Source organism: Lamprocystis purpurea DSM 4197 (assembly GCF_000379525.1).
GTDB lineage: Bacteria > Pseudomonadota > Gammaproteobacteria > Chromatiales > Chromatiaceae > Thiodictyon > Thiodictyon purpureum.
Genome location: NZ_KB902561.1, coordinates 1 through 20,556 on the forward strand (window position 1 = coordinate 1; position 20,556 = coordinate 20,556).

General features: G+C 64.9%; 23 protein-coding genes. 8 read left to right on the plus strand and 15 right to left on the minus strand.

The annotated features are described in order from the left end of the window. Positions 1-207: 207 nt before the first annotated feature. The 3 genes from A39O_RS0129680 to A39O_RS0129690 all read right to left on the minus strand — a co-directional run bounded on the left by A39O_RS0129680 (position 208) and on the right by A39O_RS0129690 (position 2,198). Entirely contained in the window at positions 208-471 is a 264-nt protein-coding gene (locus A39O_RS0129680; protein ID WP_083924978.1) for an AbrB/MazE/SpoVT family DNA-binding domain-containing protein, read from the minus strand. A 460-nt stretch (positions 472-931) separates the two neighbouring features. Continuing rightward, on the minus strand, positions 932-1,615 hold the full coding sequence (locus A39O_RS39695) for an SH3 domain-containing protein (RefSeq protein ID WP_020508284.1): 684 nt from the start codon (positions 1,613-1,615) through the stop codon (positions 932-934). Positions 1,616-1,724: 109 nt separating this feature from the next. Further along, positions 1,725-2,198 (minus strand): hypothetical protein, encoded by a 474-nt coding sequence (locus tag A39O_RS0129690; protein WP_020508285.1) that lies wholly within the window; start codon positions 2,196-2,198, stop codon positions 1,725-1,727. A gap of 1,151 nt (positions 2,199-3,349) precedes the next feature. On the opposite strand from A39O_RS0129690, the gene A39O_RS0129695 reads away from it, so the two are divergent. From A39O_RS0129695 to A39O_RS43335, 5 genes are all read left to right on the plus strand, one after another. Beyond that, a complete protein-coding gene (locus A39O_RS0129695; protein WP_020508286.1) occupies positions 3,350-3,550 on the plus strand; it encodes a hypothetical protein in 201 nt (66 codons plus the stop codon). Then, positions 3,547-3,756: a hypothetical protein gene (locus A39O_RS39700; RefSeq protein WP_083924979.1), complete on the plus strand. Its 210-nt coding sequence runs from the start codon at positions 3,547-3,549 to the stop codon at positions 3,754-3,756. The genes A39O_RS0129695 and A39O_RS39700 overlap by 4 nt, the downstream gene beginning before the upstream one ends. A gap of 223 nt (positions 3,757-3,979) precedes the next feature. Next, positions 3,980-4,156 (plus strand): DUF262 domain-containing protein, encoded by a 177-nt coding sequence (locus A39O_RS43760; RefSeq protein ID WP_407635669.1) that lies wholly within the window; start codon positions 3,980-3,982, stop codon positions 4,154-4,156. Positions 4,157-4,685: 529 nt separating this feature from the next. Continuing rightward, positions 4,686-5,267 (plus strand): fatty acid cis/trans isomerase, encoded by a 582-nt coding sequence (locus A39O_RS0129710; protein WP_281170119.1) that lies wholly within the window; start codon positions 4,686-4,688, stop codon positions 5,265-5,267. Positions 5,268-5,394: 127 nt separating this feature from the next. Next, positions 5,395-5,523: a hypothetical protein gene (locus A39O_RS43335; protein ID WP_281170118.1), complete on the plus strand. Its 129-nt coding sequence runs from the start codon at positions 5,395-5,397 to the stop codon at positions 5,521-5,523. On the opposite strand, the gene A39O_RS42420 is transcribed toward A39O_RS43335, so the two are convergent. From A39O_RS42420 to asd, 7 genes are all read right to left on the minus strand, one after another. Then, complete coding sequence (locus tag A39O_RS42420; RefSeq protein ID WP_020508291.1) at positions 5,502-5,753, minus strand: DUF2934 domain-containing protein; 252 nt, start codon at positions 5,751-5,753, stop codon at positions 5,502-5,504. The genes A39O_RS43335 and A39O_RS42420 overlap by 22 nt on opposite strands. 310 nt (positions 5,754-6,063) lie before the next feature. Further along, a complete protein-coding gene (locus A39O_RS35800; protein ID WP_020508292.1) occupies positions 6,064-7,578 on the minus strand; it encodes a TolC family protein in 1,515 nt (504 codons plus the stop codon). Then, complete coding sequence (locus tag A39O_RS0129735) at positions 7,568-9,730, minus strand: FUSC family protein (RefSeq protein ID WP_020508293.1); 2,163 nt, start codon at positions 9,728-9,730, stop codon at positions 7,568-7,570. The genes A39O_RS35800 and A39O_RS0129735 overlap by 11 nt, the downstream gene beginning before the upstream one ends. Further along, positions 9,708-10,892, minus strand: a complete 1,185-nt coding sequence (gene mdtN / locus A39O_RS0129740) for a multidrug transporter subunit MdtN (RefSeq protein ID WP_051088914.1) — start codon at positions 10,890-10,892, stop codon at positions 9,708-9,710. Before mdtN ends, A39O_RS0129735 begins: the two co-directional genes overlap by 23 nt. 1 nt (position 10,893) lies before the next feature. Beyond that, positions 10,894-11,112 carry a YtcA family lipoprotein gene (locus A39O_RS0129745; RefSeq protein ID WP_020508295.1) on the minus strand — a complete coding sequence of 73 codons (219 nt, stop codon included), beginning with the start codon at positions 11,110-11,112 and terminating at the stop codon, positions 10,894-10,896. 21 nt (positions 11,113-11,133) lie between these two features. Continuing rightward, positions 11,134-12,486: a DEAD/DEAH box helicase gene (locus A39O_RS0129750; RefSeq protein ID WP_020508296.1), complete on the minus strand. Its 1,353-nt coding sequence runs from the start codon at positions 12,484-12,486 to the stop codon at positions 11,134-11,136. A 110-nt stretch (positions 12,487-12,596) separates the two neighbouring features. Further along, a complete protein-coding gene (gene asd / locus A39O_RS0129755; RefSeq protein ID WP_020508297.1) occupies positions 12,597-13,478 on the minus strand; it encodes an archaetidylserine decarboxylase in 882 nt (293 codons plus the stop codon). 340 nt (positions 13,479-13,818) lie between these two features. Between asd and msrB the strand changes: the two genes are divergently transcribed. Together msrB and A39O_RS35805 are read left to right on the plus strand one after the other, a co-directional pair. Further along, the gene (gene msrB / locus A39O_RS0129760) at positions 13,819-14,238 is read left to right on the plus strand and encodes a peptide-methionine (R)-S-oxide reductase MsrB (protein WP_020508298.1); all 420 of its coding nucleotides are present in this window, start codon (positions 13,819-13,821) and stop codon (positions 14,236-14,238) included. Positions 14,239-14,265: 27 nt separating this feature from the next. Further along, positions 14,266-15,594, plus strand: a complete 1,329-nt coding sequence (locus A39O_RS35805) for a GGDEF domain-containing response regulator (RefSeq protein WP_020508299.1) — start codon at positions 14,266-14,268, stop codon at positions 15,592-15,594. A 45-nt stretch (positions 15,595-15,639) separates the two neighbouring features. Here A39O_RS35805 and queE read toward each other — a convergent pair whose 3' ends face one another. Together queE and A39O_RS0129775 are read right to left on the minus strand one after the other, a co-directional pair. Then, on the minus strand, positions 15,640-16,281 hold the full coding sequence (queE, locus tag A39O_RS0129770; RefSeq protein ID WP_020508300.1) for a 7-carboxy-7-deazaguanine synthase: 642 nt from the start codon (positions 16,279-16,281) through the stop codon (positions 15,640-15,642). Beyond that, the gene (locus A39O_RS0129775) at positions 16,278-17,372 is read right to left on the minus strand and encodes a 6-carboxytetrahydropterin synthase (RefSeq protein ID WP_020508301.1); all 1,095 of its coding nucleotides are present in this window, start codon (positions 17,370-17,372) and stop codon (positions 16,278-16,280) included. Before A39O_RS0129775 ends, queE begins: the two co-directional genes overlap by 4 nt. A 261-nt stretch (positions 17,373-17,633) precedes the next feature. On the opposite strand from A39O_RS0129775, the gene A39O_RS0129780 reads away from it, so the two are divergent. Beyond that, on the plus strand, positions 17,634-17,828 hold the full coding sequence (locus A39O_RS0129780) for a hypothetical protein (RefSeq protein WP_020508302.1): 195 nt from the start codon (positions 17,634-17,636) through the stop codon (positions 17,826-17,828). Here A39O_RS0129780 and queC read toward each other — a convergent pair. The 3 genes from queC to A39O_RS0129795 form a co-directional block, all read right to left on the minus strand. Next, positions 17,822-18,529 (minus strand): 7-cyano-7-deazaguanine synthase QueC, encoded by a 708-nt coding sequence (gene queC, locus A39O_RS0129785; protein ID WP_020508303.1) that lies wholly within the window; start codon positions 18,527-18,529, stop codon positions 17,822-17,824. The two genes, A39O_RS0129780 and queC, sit on opposite strands and share 7 nt — an antisense overlap. A gap of 76 nt (positions 18,530-18,605) precedes the next feature. Then, positions 18,606-19,400: a thiazole synthase gene (locus A39O_RS0129790; RefSeq protein ID WP_020508304.1), complete on the minus strand. Its 795-nt coding sequence runs from the start codon at positions 19,398-19,400 to the stop codon at positions 18,606-18,608. Positions 19,401-19,635: 235 nt separating this feature from the next. Further along, the coding region (locus A39O_RS0129795) for an IS5 family transposase (RefSeq protein WP_211211738.1) at positions 19,636-20,556 on the minus strand (921 nt) is incomplete at its 5' end.

A 20,556-nucleotide genomic window follows, 5' to 3' on the forward strand; every position in this document is an offset into this window, starting at 1 on the left:
GACATGCGGTGGAGCCTCCAGATGACGACATACGGGGCTCCCAGGCTACTGGGCTAGAGACGGGATTTCATGCAGGCTTGCCGGAAAGACACGGTCGTCGGAATCGTCCGGACATGGCGGCGACCGCCGCCGGCCACTGCCGGGCGGCCTGTGCATCGTCCGGATCGTCGATGAAGAATCGCGCAAGTACATTGGTATCGAGCGACTTCACCCTGCCCGCCCCTGCCCGCGCGCCAGCAGCGAAGCCGGATCGAAGTCATCCAGAGAACGCGGCGCCCCGCGCGATGGCGCCCTGACGATCCCGGCGAGGGCCGCAAGGTCGTCCGCGGACTGGGGGTGCAGGATGCGCAGGCGCAACCCGTCGGGCTCCTCGGACACCTCGATCCGGGCGCCGACGCCCAATCCGAGACGCCTGCGTAATTCCGCGGGCAAGGCGATCCGCCCATTGGAGGAAACAACGACTGTGGACATGCGGTATGCTCCCAACAACACGGGTTTCGATTCGGGGGCCTAACCCATCAGAGGCGGTAAGTCCAAACGGGTTCCGATCATTGGGTGTGATTGGAACTGGTGCGGTTTGTTTGGGCCGGGCCTTTCGGTAAGATGGGCAGAGCGAGAGCGATGCCCATCATCAAGCACCTCAGTCGCCGGATGGGCATCGCTTTCGCTCTGCCCATCCTACACGCGTCCATGGCCGTTAGCCTGAACGGCCTTGATCATCGTTCCGGCAACCAAGTCTCTTGTAGGGTGCGGTGGGCAAGCGAGCCGCACCACCTGTCCGCGGTGCGGTGCGGTTCGTTCCTCACCGCACCCTACAAGTCGCGTCCATCCGGTTGGCCGGAGCGATGACCATGAGCCGTGCCGCGCACCGATCCGGGCGCGGTCTGAATCTGTGTTCATCTGTGACATCTAATGATGAATGGACGAGGAATCACTGTGACGACTCGCGCAGATAATGCCCCGCAACCCAGCCGCGGCGCTGCGGATCATCGCGCATGGACACCTGACACCACCGCTGGCCCCCATGCATCTCGCAGCCGTGATTGCGCAGCACGGTGCCGTTGCGCATCGCCACGATCACCCCCGCCTTGCTGGTAGGCTCGCGCCGCAGATTGAGCGCATCACCGGCGGCCACACCGCTGACCTCCCAAAAATCCGGTCCGCCGGCGAGACTGTCAGCGAAGTCGTGCTTGGGGGCCGCCGACTGAGGATGTCCGCCGCCGATCTGGACTTTGAGACTGTAGTTGGCCTGTTCGCCGCGGCGCGCCGCGGCCCGCATCAGATAGACCCGAATCCGGTAGTCGCCGGTATCGGGCAGCGTGCCATCGAAGCGGCCGCCGGAGCTGCTCCCGACAAAAAGCGCCTCCTCCGACCCCGGAGGCAGGATATTGAAATAGTTCTGAGGGTTATCCGAGTGCAACTGCACGCTCATGTGCTGCCCGGCCTTGGCCCCGAGCAGGTAATCGACGTCCTGGTTGCCGTGCAACCGGCCGGTGACCGTGGCACCGGTCGACCCGGCCTTGAAGTGGACCCGTTCAGTGCGAATGCCGTCGGCGGCCAGGACCGGCCAGGCCGCGACGAGACAACAAAGCAACACGAGCGCAGGCGATCTCATGGTCCAGTAAAACCTTCGGTGATCATCAGGGCGCGCCATGGTAAAGCCTGTTCGGCGTTCCAGCAATACCAGGGTATCCGCGTCAGGAATTTCCTGACGAGATCGCCGCTCAATCGAGCAGAAAGACCAGAAAAGTCGCGTCCCCGCCGCGATCTCGCCCGGCAATCAGCAACCCCGACATCGCCGCACCGTCACCCAGAGTGTACACCTGCAGGTTCTCCACGGCGGCGTCGTCGTAGACGGCCGACAGCGCCTTCTGCCCGGCCGCGGGATCGTCGATGGTATCCAGCAGCAACTCGACCGACGCTCGTGCATCCCGCTCGGTGATGCCCCGTAACTCGGTTAGAATAGCCGGCTGGTCAACGGCTTGACGTCCATAGATCGGTTTCCAGCCCGACATCCAGGCATCCTCGCCAAATTGCTCCCAGTGCGCTCCAACGAAATGGCGGTAATACTTCAGGGCCGCGGCATCCAGGTCTTCCGCCCGCGCCACGCGGTCACAGAACACCGCGCTGCCGAAGCCCGCTTGACTGGGTGAACCATAAATCGCTTGCAGATTCAGATTCGCATCGGTTCTTGTCATTGAGATATCCTCGTTGTACGCGGCTATTCTATCCAGCCGACCATGAACCAGCCGGGCCTTAGATCATCGTTTCGGCCGCAAGAAGACCGGAGGTCGAAGCTTTACCGGTCGACCTCGCGTCTGCACGGCCCTTGTTCGGCCAAGACGATTCCCAGGATTAGACATCCCGACTGTGCATGCCTGCAAGACCCGTAGGGGCGACGGCCCTGATCCCGGTTCCGGTCAAAGTGACCGCCCGGAATTATCCACAGATGTCACAGATGTACACAGATTAAGAAACACATCCGTGTTCATCTGTGGATCACTTTCCGCCCCAAAGCTGGCCGGAACGATGATCAAGGCCGGAGCAACTGTAGGGGCGACTTCAGTCGCCCCATCGTTATGCTCGGCGCCTGAAAGCATCCGTCGGTCGCTCCGGTGCTTACGTCTGTTTCGTGGATTATTTTTGCCTCGCTGTTCCGAAACGCACGGACCTCGACTTTACCGGTTGACGGATTGTCCGGCAGGGACTAGGCTTTTTCGACGGCTCACGAATGATAGGATACCAAGTGTGGAGCGGCGAGGCGGTGACTGGATCAATATTTGGTAGGGATCACATGCAACGTCAATTCTCGTCGGAAAGACTATAAATCACGCGGTTTCCCTTTCTTCTTTGTGCTAGAGGTTGGATTAGATAAGGACAAGGCCATCTCTTTGGAGAAAGAAATTTTTGCCAAGTTGGTTGGGGACAAGAAATCAGCTACGTACAAAAGATATCATCATGAAAAGCGAGATGGCACATACCATGCGAGCACCGGCGGCAAACACAGCGACAGTTATTTTGTATATATCGCTGCGTTCGGCTCCTAACATCGACAAGCTTTGATTATGGTTCCGATCGCGAACCTGATCTGTTCCGAAAGTTCTTGACAGGATTAACGATTTACAAGATTGAAAGAAGCAGGTGATCTTAGAGTATTGAATGATAAAGGGAAGCCCTACCTCTATCCCGCAGATCTGTTCGCAGTTATTGATCCGCAGCGCCCTTCAGATTCGGTTACCGCGTTTGGCGCTGATGGGGAAGCGAATTCGCATCCTGATTCGTTGAGTCAGCCTGGGTTCTTCAAGAGTTTCTTTGACCAAAACCCCCGAGAGCAAATGAGGTTTCCCGCATGAAAACATTTGAAGAACTCAAATCAGAGATCGAGGCCTTGCCGCACCGGGAGTACATGAAGCTATCACACTGGTTGTCCGAGCGTGACTGGCAGTCTTGGGACGAAGAAATCGAACGCGATTCTGACGCTGGAAAGCTTGATTTCCTTATCGAAGAAGCCCTTGAAGAGAAAAGAGCAGGGAATCTAGGCGACCTGTGAAGCATAAAACGACCGCGCGTTTCTGGAATCGCTTCTATGCGTTGCCGCTGCCGATCCAGGAAATTGCCCGCAGGAACTACGAGATCCTCAAGGAGAACCCGCGTCACCCGTCATTGCGCTTTAAGAAAGTTGGAAAACTCTGGTCTGCTCGGGTAGGCCGTGATCATCGAGCGCTCGCCATGGAAGACGAAAGCGGTTATGTCTGAGTCTGGATCGGCACCCACGAAGAATATGATCGCTTGCTTCATGGGTAGTGGGCGTCGAAGCAGACTCGCCTGAACTCGGGGACGTATCCGCAGGCCTTGATCATAAATCCGCCCACCTCGCTCGGCCCCGGAGTTGCCGCCCCGTTACAGAACATGGTCTTGCGTGCGAAAGTCCGCACTGTTCATCAGGTCTTGGGCGGATTTATGATCAAGGCCTATCCGCATCCCTGAGTTTCAGAGGCCGCTGCGTTGGCAGTGGGAGGATGTGCGCCGGCTGTTCGATAGTATCGTCAAGGGCTATCCCATCGGAAACCTGCTGTTGTGGATTCGGCCGGCACCGCAGGCCACCATTCACTTGGGCGAGCTGCACATCCCGGCGCGACAGTTTGAAGACGGCTGATGGGTCGTCGACGGCCAGCAGCGCTTGACCCGCTTGGCCAACGCACTGTCCGAAGACGGAACTGCGCACCACTGCCCAGGCCGAAAATCAAGGCCCCAGGATGTCGGCCCTCCAAACCGGTCCCAAGCGGAGCAAACCATGTCTACCCGTCGATTCGCCTGGCTTTCCGCGATCCTGCTGGCCGCGCTGATCGGCAGCGCGCCGACACTGGCCGGCACGGCCCCAACACCCCCGACCGAGCCCCCGACCGCCGAGTCGCAGTCTCCCGCAACGCCGCACTATGGACAGGACATCCAGCCGATCTTCGATCGACGCTGTATCGCCTGCCATGGGTGCCTGGGTTCGCCCTGCAACCTGAAGCTGGACTCCTTCGCGGGCGCGCAGCGCGGCGCCTTCGCGCTCAATCCCTACGCGGCTCACCTCGTGGACTATCCACGCACCGACATGGATGCCGTGGGCACCCTCGCCGGATGGCGCGCACTGGGCTTCTATCCGGTGCTGACTGAAGAACCGTCCCAGCACGGGGAACCTGAACGGCTCGCTGATGCATCGGGTGCTGGCCGCGGGCAGCGCGTTCAATCAGCCGGGTTTCTCACGCGAAGCCCTGGCCCCGGTCTATGCCGGGCGCTACGCCTACGGGTGCCCGTCCACTGTCGCCGCGCTCGACGCCCAACTGGCGCAGAACCCGGCACAGGGGATGCCGTTCGGACTACCCGCGCTCGATGGTCAGGACTTCGACACCCTGACACGCTGGATCGGTGCCGGCGCACCGGGTCCGACCGAACCGGAGCGGCAAGCCGCCGCGCGGCCCGCCCACCCGGAGGCGGTGGCGCGCTGGGAGACCTTCTTCAACGATCCGGACCCGCGCCGTCGACTGGTCTCGCGCTACATCTACGACCATGTCTATCTGGCTTCCATCGTGCTGGAAGAGGACCCACAGACGCACTTCCGTCTGGTACGGTCATCCACCCCGCCGGGCGAGCCGGTGGTCATCATCGGCACGGCCCTGCCTTATGACGATCCCCTGGCTTACGCAGCAATTCCAAATTTGGGCGGCATCGCGCGATCCCTGGTGGATGCGGCGCACGCGACCGCCGTGCCGGGCACCTGACACCGAGCGGCGCGCCTTATCCACCCTACAGCGAGCCGGTTTTGTAGGGTGGATAAGCGCAGCGCATCCACCATCAGCCTCGCGGCCGGCACGCTGTTGGCGGCGGCCACCCAAATTTGGAACTGCTGTGGCTTACGCCGGAGTGCAGCGGTTCTGGTATCGGTTGAGCTATGATTGGATCACGGCCTGGAATTTCAGCCACCGCAAAGCGGCGGCCGGGTATCTGGATCTCAGCTATTGCGATGTGCCGGACTGATGTGCCGCGGCGACTTCGCGCTCGGCCTCGATCCAATCCTCCAGCTCATGTCCCGGCTCAAAGCCGCGCGCCTCGGCACGATAATACGCGGCGGCGCTGATCGCCTGCGACAGCGGATCATCCAGGGACTGATCATCCGTGGTTTGAAGGTCCGGCTCGATCACCGACTGGAGATATCCGCCATTGCCGCCGTGCTTCTCTGTCCGGCTGGCCGTTTGTACTGAAGACATGAGACTTTTCCTCGATTGAGATTGTTGCAACCTGTGTCCACGCGTGTGGAGCGCGGGTCCGCCATTGGTTGTCGTCTGCGCCCGATAACTGATAACCGGGTCGAGCCGAAACCTTACGCGCGGCACGCGACCGCGACTATCCGGGGATTCACCTACTCGGACGCGCGCACCTCGGCATCGATCAGCACCGGCGACTCGCACCGGGTGCCGCCCAGCGACCCGCTGACCGGCGCCGATCACCGTCACGCCCCTGATGTGCCGCGCCAGCCGGTCGACGATGAACGGGAGGACGGTGCGGTGATCGATCGGTTCAAATCTGCAGCTTCGCCGCCGGGTCCGGACGCGGTGCATCCGCGGGCAACGCGGCGGTGACGAAGGCCAGCGCAGCGGCAGCGTCGAAAGCATCGCGACGGGTATCGGCACGTGCCTCTTCGGCCTCGAGCAAATCCTTTTCAGCGGCGATCGCCGTGGTCAGGTCGGCGAGCCCCAGGTCCAGTCCTTTGCGCGCGGCCGCGGCGGTGACGCCGGCCGCGGCGACCAGCGCGTCGGCGGCCTGATGCGCGGCCAGGCTGGTGCGCAGCGCCTCGTAGGCGGCGGCGATCTCCGCGGCGGCGGCACCGCGGGTGCCGGCCACCGCGGCTTGCGCCGCCGTGACGCGCGAGCGCGCACTGCGCAGCGTGCTGTCGCGCAGGCCGCCTTGATACAGGGGCAGGGTGACGCCGATCAGCACGCCGGTTTGCTGCACGGGCGTGCCGAAGGTGCTGCCGCCGTTGAAGCTGAATTGGTTGTAGTCGGTCGAGAGGGCGCCGATGAGCCCCACTTTGGGCCAATAACCGGCGGCAGCCACGCGTTCGCCGGCCTCCGCGGCCCGCAGTTGCGCCACGCCGGCGATGATGTCCGGGCGTTCGACCAGCGCGCGTTCGATCACCTGATCCAGGCTGTCGATCGCCGCCGCCGGCAAGCGCTCGCCGGGATCGCGCAGCCGGATCCGGGTGCTGTAGGGCAAGCCCAGCGCGGCGTTCAACGCCACGCGCGCGGTGGCGGCCTCGCCCTGCGCCTGCACCAGCGATAAGTCGGTCTGGGCCAACTGCAACCGCGCTTGGGCGATCTCGATCCGGGTGTCGAGACCCTGGCGCTCACGGGTCTCGGCGGCGGCCAGGATCTGCCGGGCGGCGGCGAGCGCGCGGCGGGCGGCGGCCGCTTTGTGCTCGGCCGCCGTGCCGGCATGAAAGGCCCGACTGACGTCGAAGACGATCTGCTGGTGCATCTGGTTGAACTGCACATTGGCCACGGTCGCCAGCTGGCGGCTGGCCTCGACCGCGGCCGCCCGTTCGCCGAAGTCGAACAACAGCCATTCCACGGTCAGGATCGGGATGATTTCCTGCACGTCGGCCGTCAGCGTCCTGGTGCCGACCAACGGCAGGGTGACCGGTGTCGACAGCCGCTGATAGCCGCCGACGACACTGGCGGCCAGTCGCGGCAGCAAGGTGCTGCGCGCGGTCCCGGTGGCCAGCGCCGCCTGGTGGGCCTCCTCCCAGGCCACGCGGGTCGCCGGGTTGTGCCGCTGCGCGATGTCGATCAGCTCGCTGAGCGCGTAGTCGCGGTTCGGGTCGACGCGGTTCCCGGCGGCTGCCCGATCGGGCACCTCTTGATCGCCGGAACGCGCCAACGCGATCTTGACATCGGCCCGCACGGCGTCCGGCAAGACCCAGGGCTGGTCCGGTGTCGTCGGCCCGGCCACCGGCGCGGTGCCGCCGCAACCGGTCAGCAGAACGAGAGTCAACAGCAGTCCGGCCGCGGTGCCAGCGGTGCGTTCAGCGGGCATGGCGCGCCTCCGCGAACAGGTCGGCGAGCAGTGCATCGAATGTTCGATAGAGTCGCTCCCGTTCGTCGAGCAGATGGATGAGGTCGGGCCCGGCGCGATCCGGCAGGCTGGTCCGGTCGGGGAACGGCGCCGCGGCGTTGCCGGAGCGCGGGTGCAAGGGCGGATCGGCACCCATTGCGGACGGATCATCGCCCGATGACGCCCCCTGCCCCGCTGCCGCGTTCACCCGCATCCAGTCGAGAAAGTCGGTCAGGGTGTCGGCGCGCGCCTGATCGCAGCGGCGCAGTGTATCCACGACCGCATCCGGCAGCGCCGGCCTGCCGTCGTCGACCACCCGCTGCTGTGCCAGCATGGCCGCGGTCAGATAGAGTGTCTCGCACAGCGCCGGCAACTGGCGCGCGGCGGCTTTTCGCTCGGGTCGCGGCCGGATCCGCCGCGGCTCGAAGTTCAGCAGATCCAGGGTCGAAGCGGCAGCGCTCAACTCGGTGTTGAAGCGATCACCGACGCGGGCAATGGCGGCGCGCCCGGCAGATGCGCTCAGCAGGTCGCGGACGCACTCGAGTGCCGCACGGAAATGCCCACGGACCTTGCCCTCGGCACTGACCGGCCAGAGCGAGACGAACAGGACGGCGATAGCGAGATTGCCGATGACGACCCCGATGATCCGGTCCCTGGCGATCGTCAGATCGAATGAGGGACCAAAGCCGTGCAGGGTCGCCAGAAAGAAGCAGAGCGCGAGTTGCAGGCCGATGTAGGACAGACGCTCGCTGCCGATGGCGATCCAGGCGGCGACGAAAGACAGGGGCGCAATGACCAGGGCCAGGTCGCCAACCGAGTGCATGTGCGGAAAGCCGAAAATGATGACCGCATAGCTGAGTACCGCGCCGATGAAACAGCCGATGAGGCGCAGCGTGAGTTTGTGCAGCGTCTCGGCGACCGAGCTCAATGCCACGTAGAAACAGGTGATGACACAGGTGTGGATGCCGGGCCAGTCAAAGCTGACATAGAACAGATAGCACAGCATCACCGCCAGGGTGGTCTTGAGCGCGAAACGGGCGTGCTCCGGATTGCTGTAGGCATCGGCGACAAAGAACGATTCGCGCTCCCGCGGCGGGGTTTCGCCGCGCGCGCGTGCGACGGCAGCGGGGTCGCCGGCGGTGACTTGGGCCAGCTCGGCGAGTACCCGATCGACCTCCTGTCCGGCGGCGTCGGCACTGCGGTCGGCGGCCGATGCCGCGACCAGCGGGACGTCCGCCGCGGGCCGCGCCGCACCGCGGTCGCGGTGATCGAGGGCGGCCCGCATGGCGCTCAGTCGCGGCCGCGCCCAGGCCGGCGCGCTCAGCGCGCCGGCCGGCATCACGGCCAGCGCGGTCAGCAACCGCATGGAGAGCCGTTCGAGCGCCTCCAGGCCGGCCAGCGCCGGTTCCGGCAGCCGGCGCAACAGCCGCGCCATCTTGTTGAAGGTCGCGGTATCGCCGTCGCCGGCACGCATGGCCGCGAGCAGGTCGCCGCGGCTCGACGGCCCAGGGGATGCGAGCAGGGCCGCCGCCGCCGCGAACCGCCGCCGCAGGGTGTCTTGATAGAGTCGCACGGGATCGCGTCCAGCCAGCAGATTGAGCAGGATCAGCAGGCCCATCGGCACCACCACCATCGGGATCATCCACAGAAAGGCATGGGTGATCAATTCCGGATAGCCGACCAGGTCCGGGGCCGTGAGCGCCATCGCCAGGACCATGGCCAGTGAGCTGGCCAGGGGGCCCGACTTGGAGGTCCTGGACAGAAACATCCCGCCGTAGACCAAAGCGGCCATGGTGAGGACCCGCAACAGGGGCGTGCCGGCCGTGGCGGCCGTGACGACGAACGCGAGCGCGACGGCGACGATCACGACGATGATCAGCGCGAAGCCTTCGATGGCGCTGGAACCGGCATCGTCCTTGCTGACAAAGAAAATCAGGTAGGCGGCCAGCGCGGCCTCTTGGACGTGGAAGGCCATGCAGACGATGACCGTCACGACACAGAGCAGGGTGATGCGCAGCGCCCGGTCGAGGCGGCCGGGAAAGGGCGCCAGTTCGCGTCTGAGCAACGCCAACACCGCGCCGCCGGAAGGCGCCGCGGGGCGCTGCCGCAACTCAGCGTGCGCGTTGCTGCTCATGCAGGATCACGACCGCTGAGGCGCCGATACGCATCAAGGGCTCCGGCGGCGCGTGCAGCCGAATGCGCACCGGAAAGCGGGCCGCAACCTGCACCCAGTTCAGCGTGCGCGCCACATAGGGCAGACCGCCGAAAGCCGCGATCTCGTCATCGGAGACGACCCCCCAGCCGATGCCGTCGACCGTTCCCGCGATGCGGACACGCTGGTCGATCATGACGAAGACGTCGGCGCTGTCACCCACCTGGATACCGGCCAGCACGGTCTCGGGGAAGAGCCCGTTGGCGACCCAGCTCGCGCTGTCGATAAGGGTGAACAGGGGAACACCGGGCACCAGGTTCTCACCCTCGGCGATCTTCAGCCCGACCACCTTACCCGCGACCGGTGCCTGTACTTCGGTCTGTTCGAGCGCGCGGCGGGCGATGGCCACCAGGGTCAGGTTAGCGCGAACCTGCGCCTCCAGTGCGAGCGTGGTCTGGATTTCGTTGCGGGCCGCCTTGGAGGCACCCAGTGCCTGACGCAGCGAGACGGCGGCGTCGCTCACCGCCGTGCGCGCCTCGTCGAGGGTCTGCCGGGACACATAACCGGCCGCCTCCATCGGCTGAAGCCGTTCCAGTGAGCGCGTTGCCAGGTCCAGATTGGTTTGGGCGCGACTCACCTCGTCCTGCGCCACCGCGGCATTGGCACGCTCCGATTCACGCAGGCGCCGTTGGTCGGCGAGGCTGCCTTCGACCACCGCGAGCTCAGCCTGAGCCAATTCCAGTTGCAGCCGATAGGTCTCGGGATCGATGCGAAACAACAACTGTCCGGCCGTGACCGATTGATTCTCGGCGACCGCCAACTCCACCAGGCGGCCGGCCACGGGCGCTGAGACGCGGACGATATCGGCGTCGATCTCGGCATCGGTGGTGCGCGGAGACAGCGCCAGGTTCGCGGCCAGGCGGTAACCGACGATGAGGGTCGCGACCGCGACCGCGACGAACAGCAGGCGACCCAGGACGGTGCGCAGCAGGGGACCGCGATCGGCCAAGAAATGCACGGGTCGGGCACCGCTCGGTGGCGGGCCGGAAGGGCTCGGTGCGGGGCCGTCGCCAACCGCGGTGGACGCGGATGGCGCTGCCGGGGCGGCACCGTCGGGGTCAGCGGCAACGGCCTGCTCGCTCATGTCAGGCCAGGGTCCGGGAGAACAACAAGGCCCAGAGGCTCATGGCCGCGAGGCCGCAGAGGAGCGTGTAGAACAAACCGGGGAGCGGTATCGACTGCGCCAGACCAACTTTCAGGAGCAGGCCGTAAGTGACCGCGGCCACGACCATGCCCAACAAAACGCTGGGGATCCAGGCCGGGAAGTAGGAGCCGGCGAAGACGACGATCGGGCCGATGTCCATAGAGCGCCGGCGCGACTCAGGCTAGCCGCCGTCAGGCAGCTTGCCGCGCGGCGGTGCAAAGCCCGCATCAATTGGCACGCCGCCCGTTGGCGCCCGCCGTTTGCCGATGTTCTTGCGTTCGCGCTCCCGGACCTTCTCTTTGGGCTTGGCAACCACCGCGGCGCCGGGCTTGGATTTGGGCTTGGGCTTGCCCTTGCTCGGTCCCTTGCGCTTGGTCGGCCCGGTAAAGTCAGCCTTCAATCCCGGGATGGCCCTGGCCTCGAAACTGAGGTTGAGGTAACGCTCGATGCTCTCCATGCGGTTCCATTCCTTGGAACCAACCAGTGCGATGGCCCGGCCCTTCTCACCCGCGCGCCCGGTACGGCCGGTGCGGTGCAGATAATCGTCGCCGCTGCGCGCCAGCTCGAAGTTCACCACCAGATCCAGCCCGGGGATGTCCAGCCCCCGCGCCGCCACGTCGGTGGCGATCAGGACGCTGATCTGGCCGCCGTGCAGCAACCCCATGATGCGGTTGCGTTCGCGCTGATCGAGCTCGCCGTGGAGCGCGCCCACCCGCTGGCCCTGACCCTGAAGGAATCCGCACAGACTCGTGGTACGCTCGCGGGTATTGACGAAGACCAGGGTCTTGGCGGCCGGCTCGTTCTGGAGCAGCCACAGCAACTGGCGCTGTTTGTGCTCGGTGTCATCGCTCAGGATGACCTGGTGGCTGATGTCCGGATGCTGCTCGCGCACCGGATTGACGACCACCACCCGCGGGTCACGGAGCAGCCGGTCGGTGATGGCGCCGAGGCCGCGATGGTTCAGGGTAGCGGAGAACAGCAGCGACTGACGCGCCGCGTTGGTTCGCTCGATGATGGCCAGCACGTCGTCGGCGAAACCCAGATCGAGCATCCGGTCGGCCTCGTCCAGGACCAGATACTCAAGATCGGCGAGATCCGCCACCCCGGTGCCGCTTTCGATGTATTCCAGCAACCGCCCCGGTGTGGCGACCAGGATATCGGGATTGCGGCGCAGGGTGGCGATCTGGCGGTCGCGCCGCTCACCGCCCATGATCACGCCGGTGCTGAGCCGGGTGAAGCTCGCCAGGTTCATGAAATGGATCTGGATTTGCCGCGCCAGCTCCCGGGTGGGCACCAGGATCAGGGCACGGGTCGCGCTCCGGGGAGCCGGATGGTCCAGGAAGTGCTGCATCATCGGCAGCAGAAAGGCCGCGGTCTTGCCGGAGCCGGTGGCCGCGGACACCAGCAGATCCAGACCCTCCTGAACCAGCGGGATGACCTGTGCCTGGACCGGGGTCGGCGTGTCGAAACCCGCTTTATCGAGTCCGCGCAGCAATGGCTCAGGCAGGTGAAATTCGGTGAATGGTGCGTTCATGGACGAGAGGATACAGCAAAACCGGGCGGGTTCAGTCAGCCCCTTGGCGGCGGTCACCCGGAACCGCCCGCGGTCGACGACACCGACGCGCCGCCCCGGCGGCAGGGGGATCAGTTGCAGGTGCCGATACGCTGACCCAGCCGCACCGTCTGACCGGGCATCAGCGCCGGGTCCCAGGTCAGGGTATCGGCGGGAAACAGCAGAATCACCGTAGAGCCCAGGTTGAAGCGTCCCAGTTCCTCGCCGCGGTCAAGATGCACCCGCGCCGTCGCCCCGGTATAGTGCCAGCGTCGGCTGCGCAGACCCGGCAGGGCGGGTGCGACCTCCCCCTCCCAGACGGTCTCGATGCCGCCCACGAAGATCGCTCCCACCAACACCACCGCCAGCGGCCCGAGTTCAGTGCCGAACAGACACAGGACCCGTTCATTGCGGGCGAACAGCCCCGGTACCTGGGCGGCGGTGGCCTGGTTGACACTGAACAGGCGCCCGCCGAAGTAGGTCATCTCGGCCAGTTCCCCGGCCAGGGGCATGTGAATCCGGTGGTAGTCGCGGGGCGAGAGGTAGATGGTCGCGAAGCGGCCGCCGTCGAACAGGTGATGCGCTTCCCCCCGCCCGCCCAGGAGATCGCGCACCGAATAGTCGAGGCCCTTGGCCTGGATGATCCGGCCGTCGGTGATGGTGCCGAACTGACTGATGGTACCGTCCACTGGTGAGAGCACCGCCCGTGGGTCCGGATCGAGCGGTCGGGCATCGGGGCGCAGCGCACGCGTGAAAAAGGCATTGAGGTGCGGGTAGGCCGTCGGCTCGGGCTGTGCCGCCGCACTCAGGTCGACCCCGACCAGGCGCACATAGGCACGAATCATCAGGTTCTTGAGCGGCACCCACTCGATGCGCGCAAAGCGGTACATCAGGAGCGACAGCAGGTGCTGGGGCAGCACGCGCTGAAAACCGACGAAGAGCCGCGCACCGACGCTTGATTCCCGATCGTTCATGTTCCGTCCGGCAGCAACAGGTCCAGATATTGATGGAGCGCCGCCAGGTCCGCGGCGATTCCCGCCCGGTCTGAATCGGCAGTGAAGAGCCGCTCCTGATGCAGGAAACCTAAGATGATCTTACGGACCCAGGCGCCGGCAGTCGAGCGTCCCCGCGGTTAGGATCGATTTTCTTCACAATTTTTTACCTCGTACCCACATGAGAGGATGACGGGACGGGACCGGTGTTCCGGCCAATGGACCGCCGCAGGCGCGCCGGTCGGCGCACCGACGGCCGCGCGGCCCATCACCCATCCTGCTTGACCATCTGTCCCGGCCATCCAACGACGCTGAGGTTCCCATGAGCGAGCACAACGAGAAGATCCACAAGACCGCGGACGACTGGCGGGCGCAACTGACACCTGAGCAATACCGTGTCTGCCGCGAGCAGGGTACCGAGCCGGCGTTTACCGGCCAATACTATGCGACCAAGGAGGATGGCCGCTACCGCTGCAGTTGCTGCGCAGAGGTGCTGTTCGACTCCGCGCAGAAGTACGACTCCGGCAGCGGCTGGCCAAGTTTTTGGCAGCCCGCGCAACCCGAGGCGGTCGGCACCACCGTGGATGCGAGCCACGGGATGCAGCGCACCGAGGTCCACTGCAACCGCTGCGGTGCCCACCTCGGTCATGTCTTCCCCGACGGACCCCGCCCGACCGGACTGCGCTACTGCATCAACTCGGTATCATTGGCCTTCGACCCCGAACATCAGCCCGGGTCCTGAGCAGGACGGTCGCACGGCCGTCACTCAATGAACGACCGGACCCATGAGCACGAAAAAATTACCACGAATACGCCGCTCAAACTGCTGGTGATCGAGGACGATCCGGCGGATTTTCTGCTGCTGACCCGGCAGCTGCGCAAACAGGGGATGGCGGCGGCCTGCACGCGGGTGGCAAGCACCAGGGAGTTGGAGGCGGCGCTCTCGGCCGCCACCTGGGATGCCGTCCTGGCCGATTATTTCGTGCCGGGCATGGACTTCGATCCCACGCTCGAACTGATCCGCCGGTATCGGCCGGGCGTGCCGATCATCCTGGTCTCAGGTGCCGTGGGTGAGGAGCGGGCGATCGATTTGCTGCGCCGCGGGGTCGGTGATTTCGTGCTCAAGGACCACTTCCTGCGGCTGGTCCCCGCCATTCGGCGCTGTCTGCGGGAAGCAGCGGAACAGCGCGCCCGCGCTAGTGCGGAGGCGGCCCTGCGCGAGAGCGAGGAGCGGCTGCGCCTGGCCCTGGATGGCGGCGACCTCGGAATGTGGGATTGGCTGGTGACCAGCGATACCCTGGTGGGTAACGCGCGCTGGGGGCGCATTCTGGGCTGCCGGTTGGACCAGACCCCGCCCAATCGCGCCACATGGGAAGCCCTGGTGCATCCGGACGATCTACCCGCGCTGCGGGCGGCCTTTGCGGACCTGATCGAGGATCGCCGGCCCATTTTTCGCAGCGAGTATCGCCTGCGCCATCAGAGCGGCCACTGGGTCTGGGTCTCCTCGCGCGGCAAGGTCATCGGGCGCGACTTGGCGGGGCGACCGCTGCGGGTCTGCGGCACCCATCAGGACATCAGCACGCGCAAACTGCTGGAAGAGGAACTGCGGCGACTCGCCGTCACCGACCCGCTCACCGGGGTCTTCAACCGGCGTCATCTGATGGAAACGATGGAGATCGAGGCGCGGCGCGCCCGCCGCCATGGTCGGCCGGTCGCGCTGATCATGTTCGACCTCGACGGGTTCAAGGCGATCAACGACACCCGCGGTCACGATCAGGGCGATGCGGTACTCACCGCGGTCGCGGCGCAAGTGCGCGAGCGCCTGCGCCACACCGACATCCTGGCGCGCTGGGGCGGGGAGGAATTCATGATCCTGCTGCCCGAGACCACCCTGGCCCAGGCAGCGGCCTTGGCGGAGTTTCTCCGGATCGGACTACACACCCTGACCGACTCCGGGATTGGGCCGGTCACCGCAAGTTTCGGGGTGGCCCAGTACCGCCCCGCGGAGACCCTGGACCAGTGGCTCAAGCGGGTCGACGATCTGGTGTTTCAGGTCAAACGCGATGGCCGGGATCGGGTCGCCTGGGAGACGGCCTGAACCCACGGGTCCCGGATTGATCGAAATCGACCCGGTGATGGTAAATCACGGAATACCCAACAGCTTGTGCGTCTGCAGACTCAGTCGCCAGAGCGGATGGGCCTTGCAGTAGGCGATAGCCTGTTCGGTATGGGCGGTCAGTCGCGGACCGTCCATGGGCTGCAGGAAGAAATGCTGAAAATCCAACCCGATGAAGCGTTCGGGCGGCGCTGCCGCTTGCGGGTAGACGAGCTTCAACTCGTGGCCGGCGGTCAGTACCAGGGGCGCCGCGGCCTTGGGGCTGACGCACACCCAGTCGATGCCGGACGGGGCCGGGCAAGTGCCGTTGGTCTCGCAGGCGACCGCGAAACCACGGACATGCAACGCGTCGATCAGCGGCTTGTCCAGTTGCAGCAGGGGTTCGCCGCCGGTGCAGACGACCAGCGGACGGGATCGGGGATCCGGCGCGGCAGTCCAGGCGGCGCGCACCCGCTCGGCCAGCCGCTCCGCGTCCGGATAGCGGCCGCCGCCGGGCCCATCCATTCCCCGAAAGTCGGTGTCACAAAAAGTGCAGATCGCCCGGGCGCGGTCCGGTTCACGCCCGGACCACAGGTTGCAACCCGCGAAGCGGCAGAAGACGGCCGGGCGCCCGGTGTTGGCGCCCTCGCCCTGGAGTGTGTAGAAGATCTCCTTGACCGCGTAGCTCATGTGGGCAAAGCAGGCGCCAACGCCCCCCAACACAGACTAGCCCCGCAGCCGGGGGTCTCATGCAGATCGATGCGGTCGAGTTGGGGCAGACGCGCGGCCGCTGCTTCGCGCAGCCACAGCAGGATGCTCGCGGGGTCCGCATCGCGCAGGTACGGCAGGTCGTTGAGCCGATGATGATCGAGGCGCTCGTAAACGGGCTTGAACAGCGTCTTGACGTCGCCATAGTCGACCGTCCAGCCCATGACCTGATCCAGGGGCGCGCTCAAATGCAGGCGCAGGAGATAGCTGTGACCGTGCAGGCGGCGCCGTGGATCAGTCGCGGGAGCGCTCATGAGCTGCAAGGCACCTTCGAAGCGCTGCTCCTTCCAGATGCGGTAGCAACTGCCGTCATAGTGACAACCGGCGGTGGCGGTTTCGTAAACAGTGATCCAGGACAGCGGCGGCAGACCGGGCTTGATGCGCTGCCATAACCAGTGCGCAAGCAGTTCGCTGGTGGGGTTCTCCAAACCGGCGAGGTCATTGAGGCAGGCCAGGTGCAGTTGCTCATGCAGCGGCGCCCACGCGGCGGCGAGTTGATCGAAATCCACCCCCATGGCCTGGCCGGCGAGATCCTGGTCGGCGTGCAGGATGACCTCGAAGCCGTGGCCGTGCATCCGCCCGCACGGATGACCCGCCGGGACCCGGGGCAGACGGTGGGCTGCTTCGAAGCGGAAGCGGTGCCACAGGTGTGCATGCTCCGCGGCGTCCAGATCCGCCCCCTGATCACGCGTGCTGCGGATGCCCACCGACGCGATGCCCGGCACGGCCAGGTGCCGGCGGACCCAGCGGGCCAGGTTCTCATCCGTGGGGATCGGCAACTGTTCGTTCAGATCGCGATAGTCGAGTTCGGCCACGCACGCCTGCAGCGTCCGCGCCAGCGCGGCGGTCTCGCCACCCGGAAAGGGCGCCCAACCAGCCGGCAGCAGGACGCGCACGCGGGCGGTGAAACTATGCCCATGCAGACGCCGGGCACGGTGTCCGGCGGGAAGAATGGCGACGCGCCGGGCGGCCTCGAAGGGGGCCGCGGCGAGGTGGAAGAGGTGTTCGAACATGAGGGAGTGGTTAGTGGATAGTGGATAATGGATAGGTAACGAGTCGACAACAACTTAAACACCATCGTTGTCGTTGTCGTAATCGAGTTTATGATACCCGCGAGGATGCGCTCGCACCGCGTCGTTTCGCTCTCCGAGCTTTGTCAGCAGCGCAACGGTTCGTTAGTCCTAGGCGCGGTGATCGAAACATTTCAGAGGCTTGGCGGCTTCTTATGCCCAGGGTGTGTCGGGAATCGAAACCCGATCGGCATCGGGCTGCTCATGTCCAATCTGAATCGTTCCGATTACGATTACGACAACGACAACGACAAACGTCTCCACGGCATCCTGGCCGCGGTGGACATGTCGGCGGAGATGCGCGAGCGGGTCCTGCGCGCCGGCTTCTATGTCGCGCGCATTCACGATCAGATCTTCGCACTGGATGTTCCAGACGACTTTCAGCCCAAGACCTACTGAGATCGGTGCGCCGCGGCAAACCGGGCGAGCAGCGGATCGGCGACTCCCGCCTGCGCAAACCCCTTGGCCCGCAGTTGGCACGAGTCACACTCACCGCAGGGGCGTCCGTCCTCCCCTGGATCATAGCAACTGCTGGTCAGCGCATAATCGACACCGAGCGCCAAGCCCCGCGCGACGATCTGCGCCTTGGTCAGGTGGATCAGCGGCGTGTGAATGCGCAGCCGCTGGCGCCCCGCGACCCCGGCCGCGGTGGCCAGGTTGGCCATGCGCTCGTAGGCCGCGATGTACTCGGGGCGGCAGTCCGGGTAACCGGAGTAGTCCAGCGCATTGACTCCGATAAAGAGATCACTCGCCCCCAGCACTTCCGCCCAGGCCAGCGCGAAGGACAGGAACACGGTGTTGCGCGCCGGCACATAGGTGATCGGGATGCCCTCGCCGATCGACCCCAGGCTGCGCGCCTTGGGTACCGCAATGTCCGCGGTGAGCGCGGAACCGCCGAACCGGCGCAGGTCGATATCGGCGATCACATGCTCAACCACCCCCAACGCCTGCGCGACCCGCGCGGCGGACGCCAGTTCCACCGCGTGCCGCTGGCCGTAGCGGAACGACAGGGCGTAGGGGGCGAAGCCCTCGGCCTTGGCAATGGCCAGCGCGGTCGTCGAATCCAGACCGCCGCTCAACAGGATCACCGCGTTTTTCATCGTTCGGTCTCGGACGTCCGCAAACGCCGCTGATGGGGTGATGAGGTCGTGGTCGGCCCGGCAACCGACCGCGATGCTAGAAAAACAATCCGTCGATCGGCGACGAGGCCGAGGCAAAGCGCTTGCGGGGCATGCGGCCGGCGAGATAAGCCTCGCGCCCGGCCTCGATCGCCTTGCGCATAGCGCTGGCCATGAGCACCGGGTGCTGTGCGGCGGCGATGGCCGTGTTCATCAGCACCCCGTCGCAACCCAGCTCCATTGCCACCGCGGCGTCGGAAGCGGTGCCGACGCCCGCATCGACCAGGACCGGAATTTTGGCATTCTCGACGATGGTACGGATATTCAGCGGGTTGCGAATCCCCAGTCCGGAGCCGATCGGGGCCGCCAGCGGCATCACCGCCACGCAGCCAATCTCCTCCAGACGCTTGGCGATAATCGGGTCATCGTTGGTATAGACCATCACGTCGAACCCGTCCTTGACGAGCACAGCCGCCGCCGCCAGGGTGGCGACCACATCCGGGAACAGGGTCTTCTCGTCGCCCAGCACCTCGAGCTTGCAGAGATTGTGACCGTCCAGCAGTTCCCGCGCCAGCCGGCAGGTGCGCACCGCGGTCTCGGCGTCATAGCAACCGGCCGTGTTGGGCAGGATGGTGTAGCGCTCGGGCGGCAGCACGTCCAGGATGTTGGGCTCACCCGGGGTCTGGCCGATGTTGGTGCGGCGCACGGCGATGGTGACGATCTCCGCCCCGCTCGCTTCGATGGCCAGGGCGGTCTGCTCCATGTCCTTGTATTTTCCGGTGCCGACCAGCAGGCGCGAGCTGTATTCCTGGCCGGCAAGGGTGAAACGGTCGGGGTGGTTGGTGGTGGACATCGTGGTGTGCTCCGGAATTGGGGTTAGGGTTGGGCAGTGGTCAGCTTGCGTTAGAATAAGGCGTTGGGAGCGGTTTTGGCGCGGGGCACGACCACCTTCCTGGTCGGGCAGGCGAAGCGGAGATCAATGGTCAATCAGAGCGAAATGCTGATCGCTGACTGCGCTTCTTAGGATAAACCATCCGCCCGCACGGTGGATGGACTTAGAGGATATCCGGCACACAATATGCTTGCATCTACGAACACGCGGCTTCAAGTTTCCCGGATAGAATCAGCGCACAGGCCAAATCAACCAACGCCCTAAAATTCACGCCCAAACACGTGTAGCGGGTACGAATCGCCCGAAATCCTTTCAACCAAGCGATCGTGCGCTCGACGACCCAGCGCCGCGCCGGTTGGGTGGTCGCGCCCGCGGTCGTTTTCTCTTCGCCAATCCGGCGAATGTGCGGCACATAAGCCTTCTCCGCGACTTCCGTGTCGACCCGGGCGTAGTCGTAACCTTTGTCCAAGCACAGATGTTGGGGGTGTTCGGTGGTCGGCGCGGGCCGCGGCAACACATCCAATGCCAACGTCGGGGACACCAACCGACTGTCATGCACGTTCGCGCCGACCAACTCGATCGCCAAGGGGACCCCCTGTTGCTCGACGTGTAGATGGAGTTTGCTGCCGCTGCGCCCCCGGTCCGTCGGATTTCGCCCCAGCCCCTCCTCGGCCAGACACACCGGTTGGCCACGGACGGGGGCTTGCAGCAAGGTCCCATCCATCGCCTGCCACTCCCACTGAATGCCCTTCAGTGCGTGATACTCCTGAGCATACAAGCGGAAAATCTCCGCAAACACGCCGGCGTGCGCCCAGCGCTGAAAGTGCTCGTGGACGGCACTTTTCGAACCATAGCACGGCGGCAAAAAATGCCACTGGCAGCCCGTTTTCAGGACGTAGAAGATGCCGTTCAAGATGCTGCGGAAATCACGGGGCGGACTGCCACCGGATTTTGTTCGCTTAAAGGGAGCCAACAAGGGTTCAACCTTGCACCAGAAATCATCCGAAATTTCATGGATTATCATCGTCTCCTCCGTGGTTGGATGGACAGCCCTCAAAATTTTTCCACTAGTTACATTATAGGACATAAGCATCTGCTGTGCCGGATGTCCTCTTAG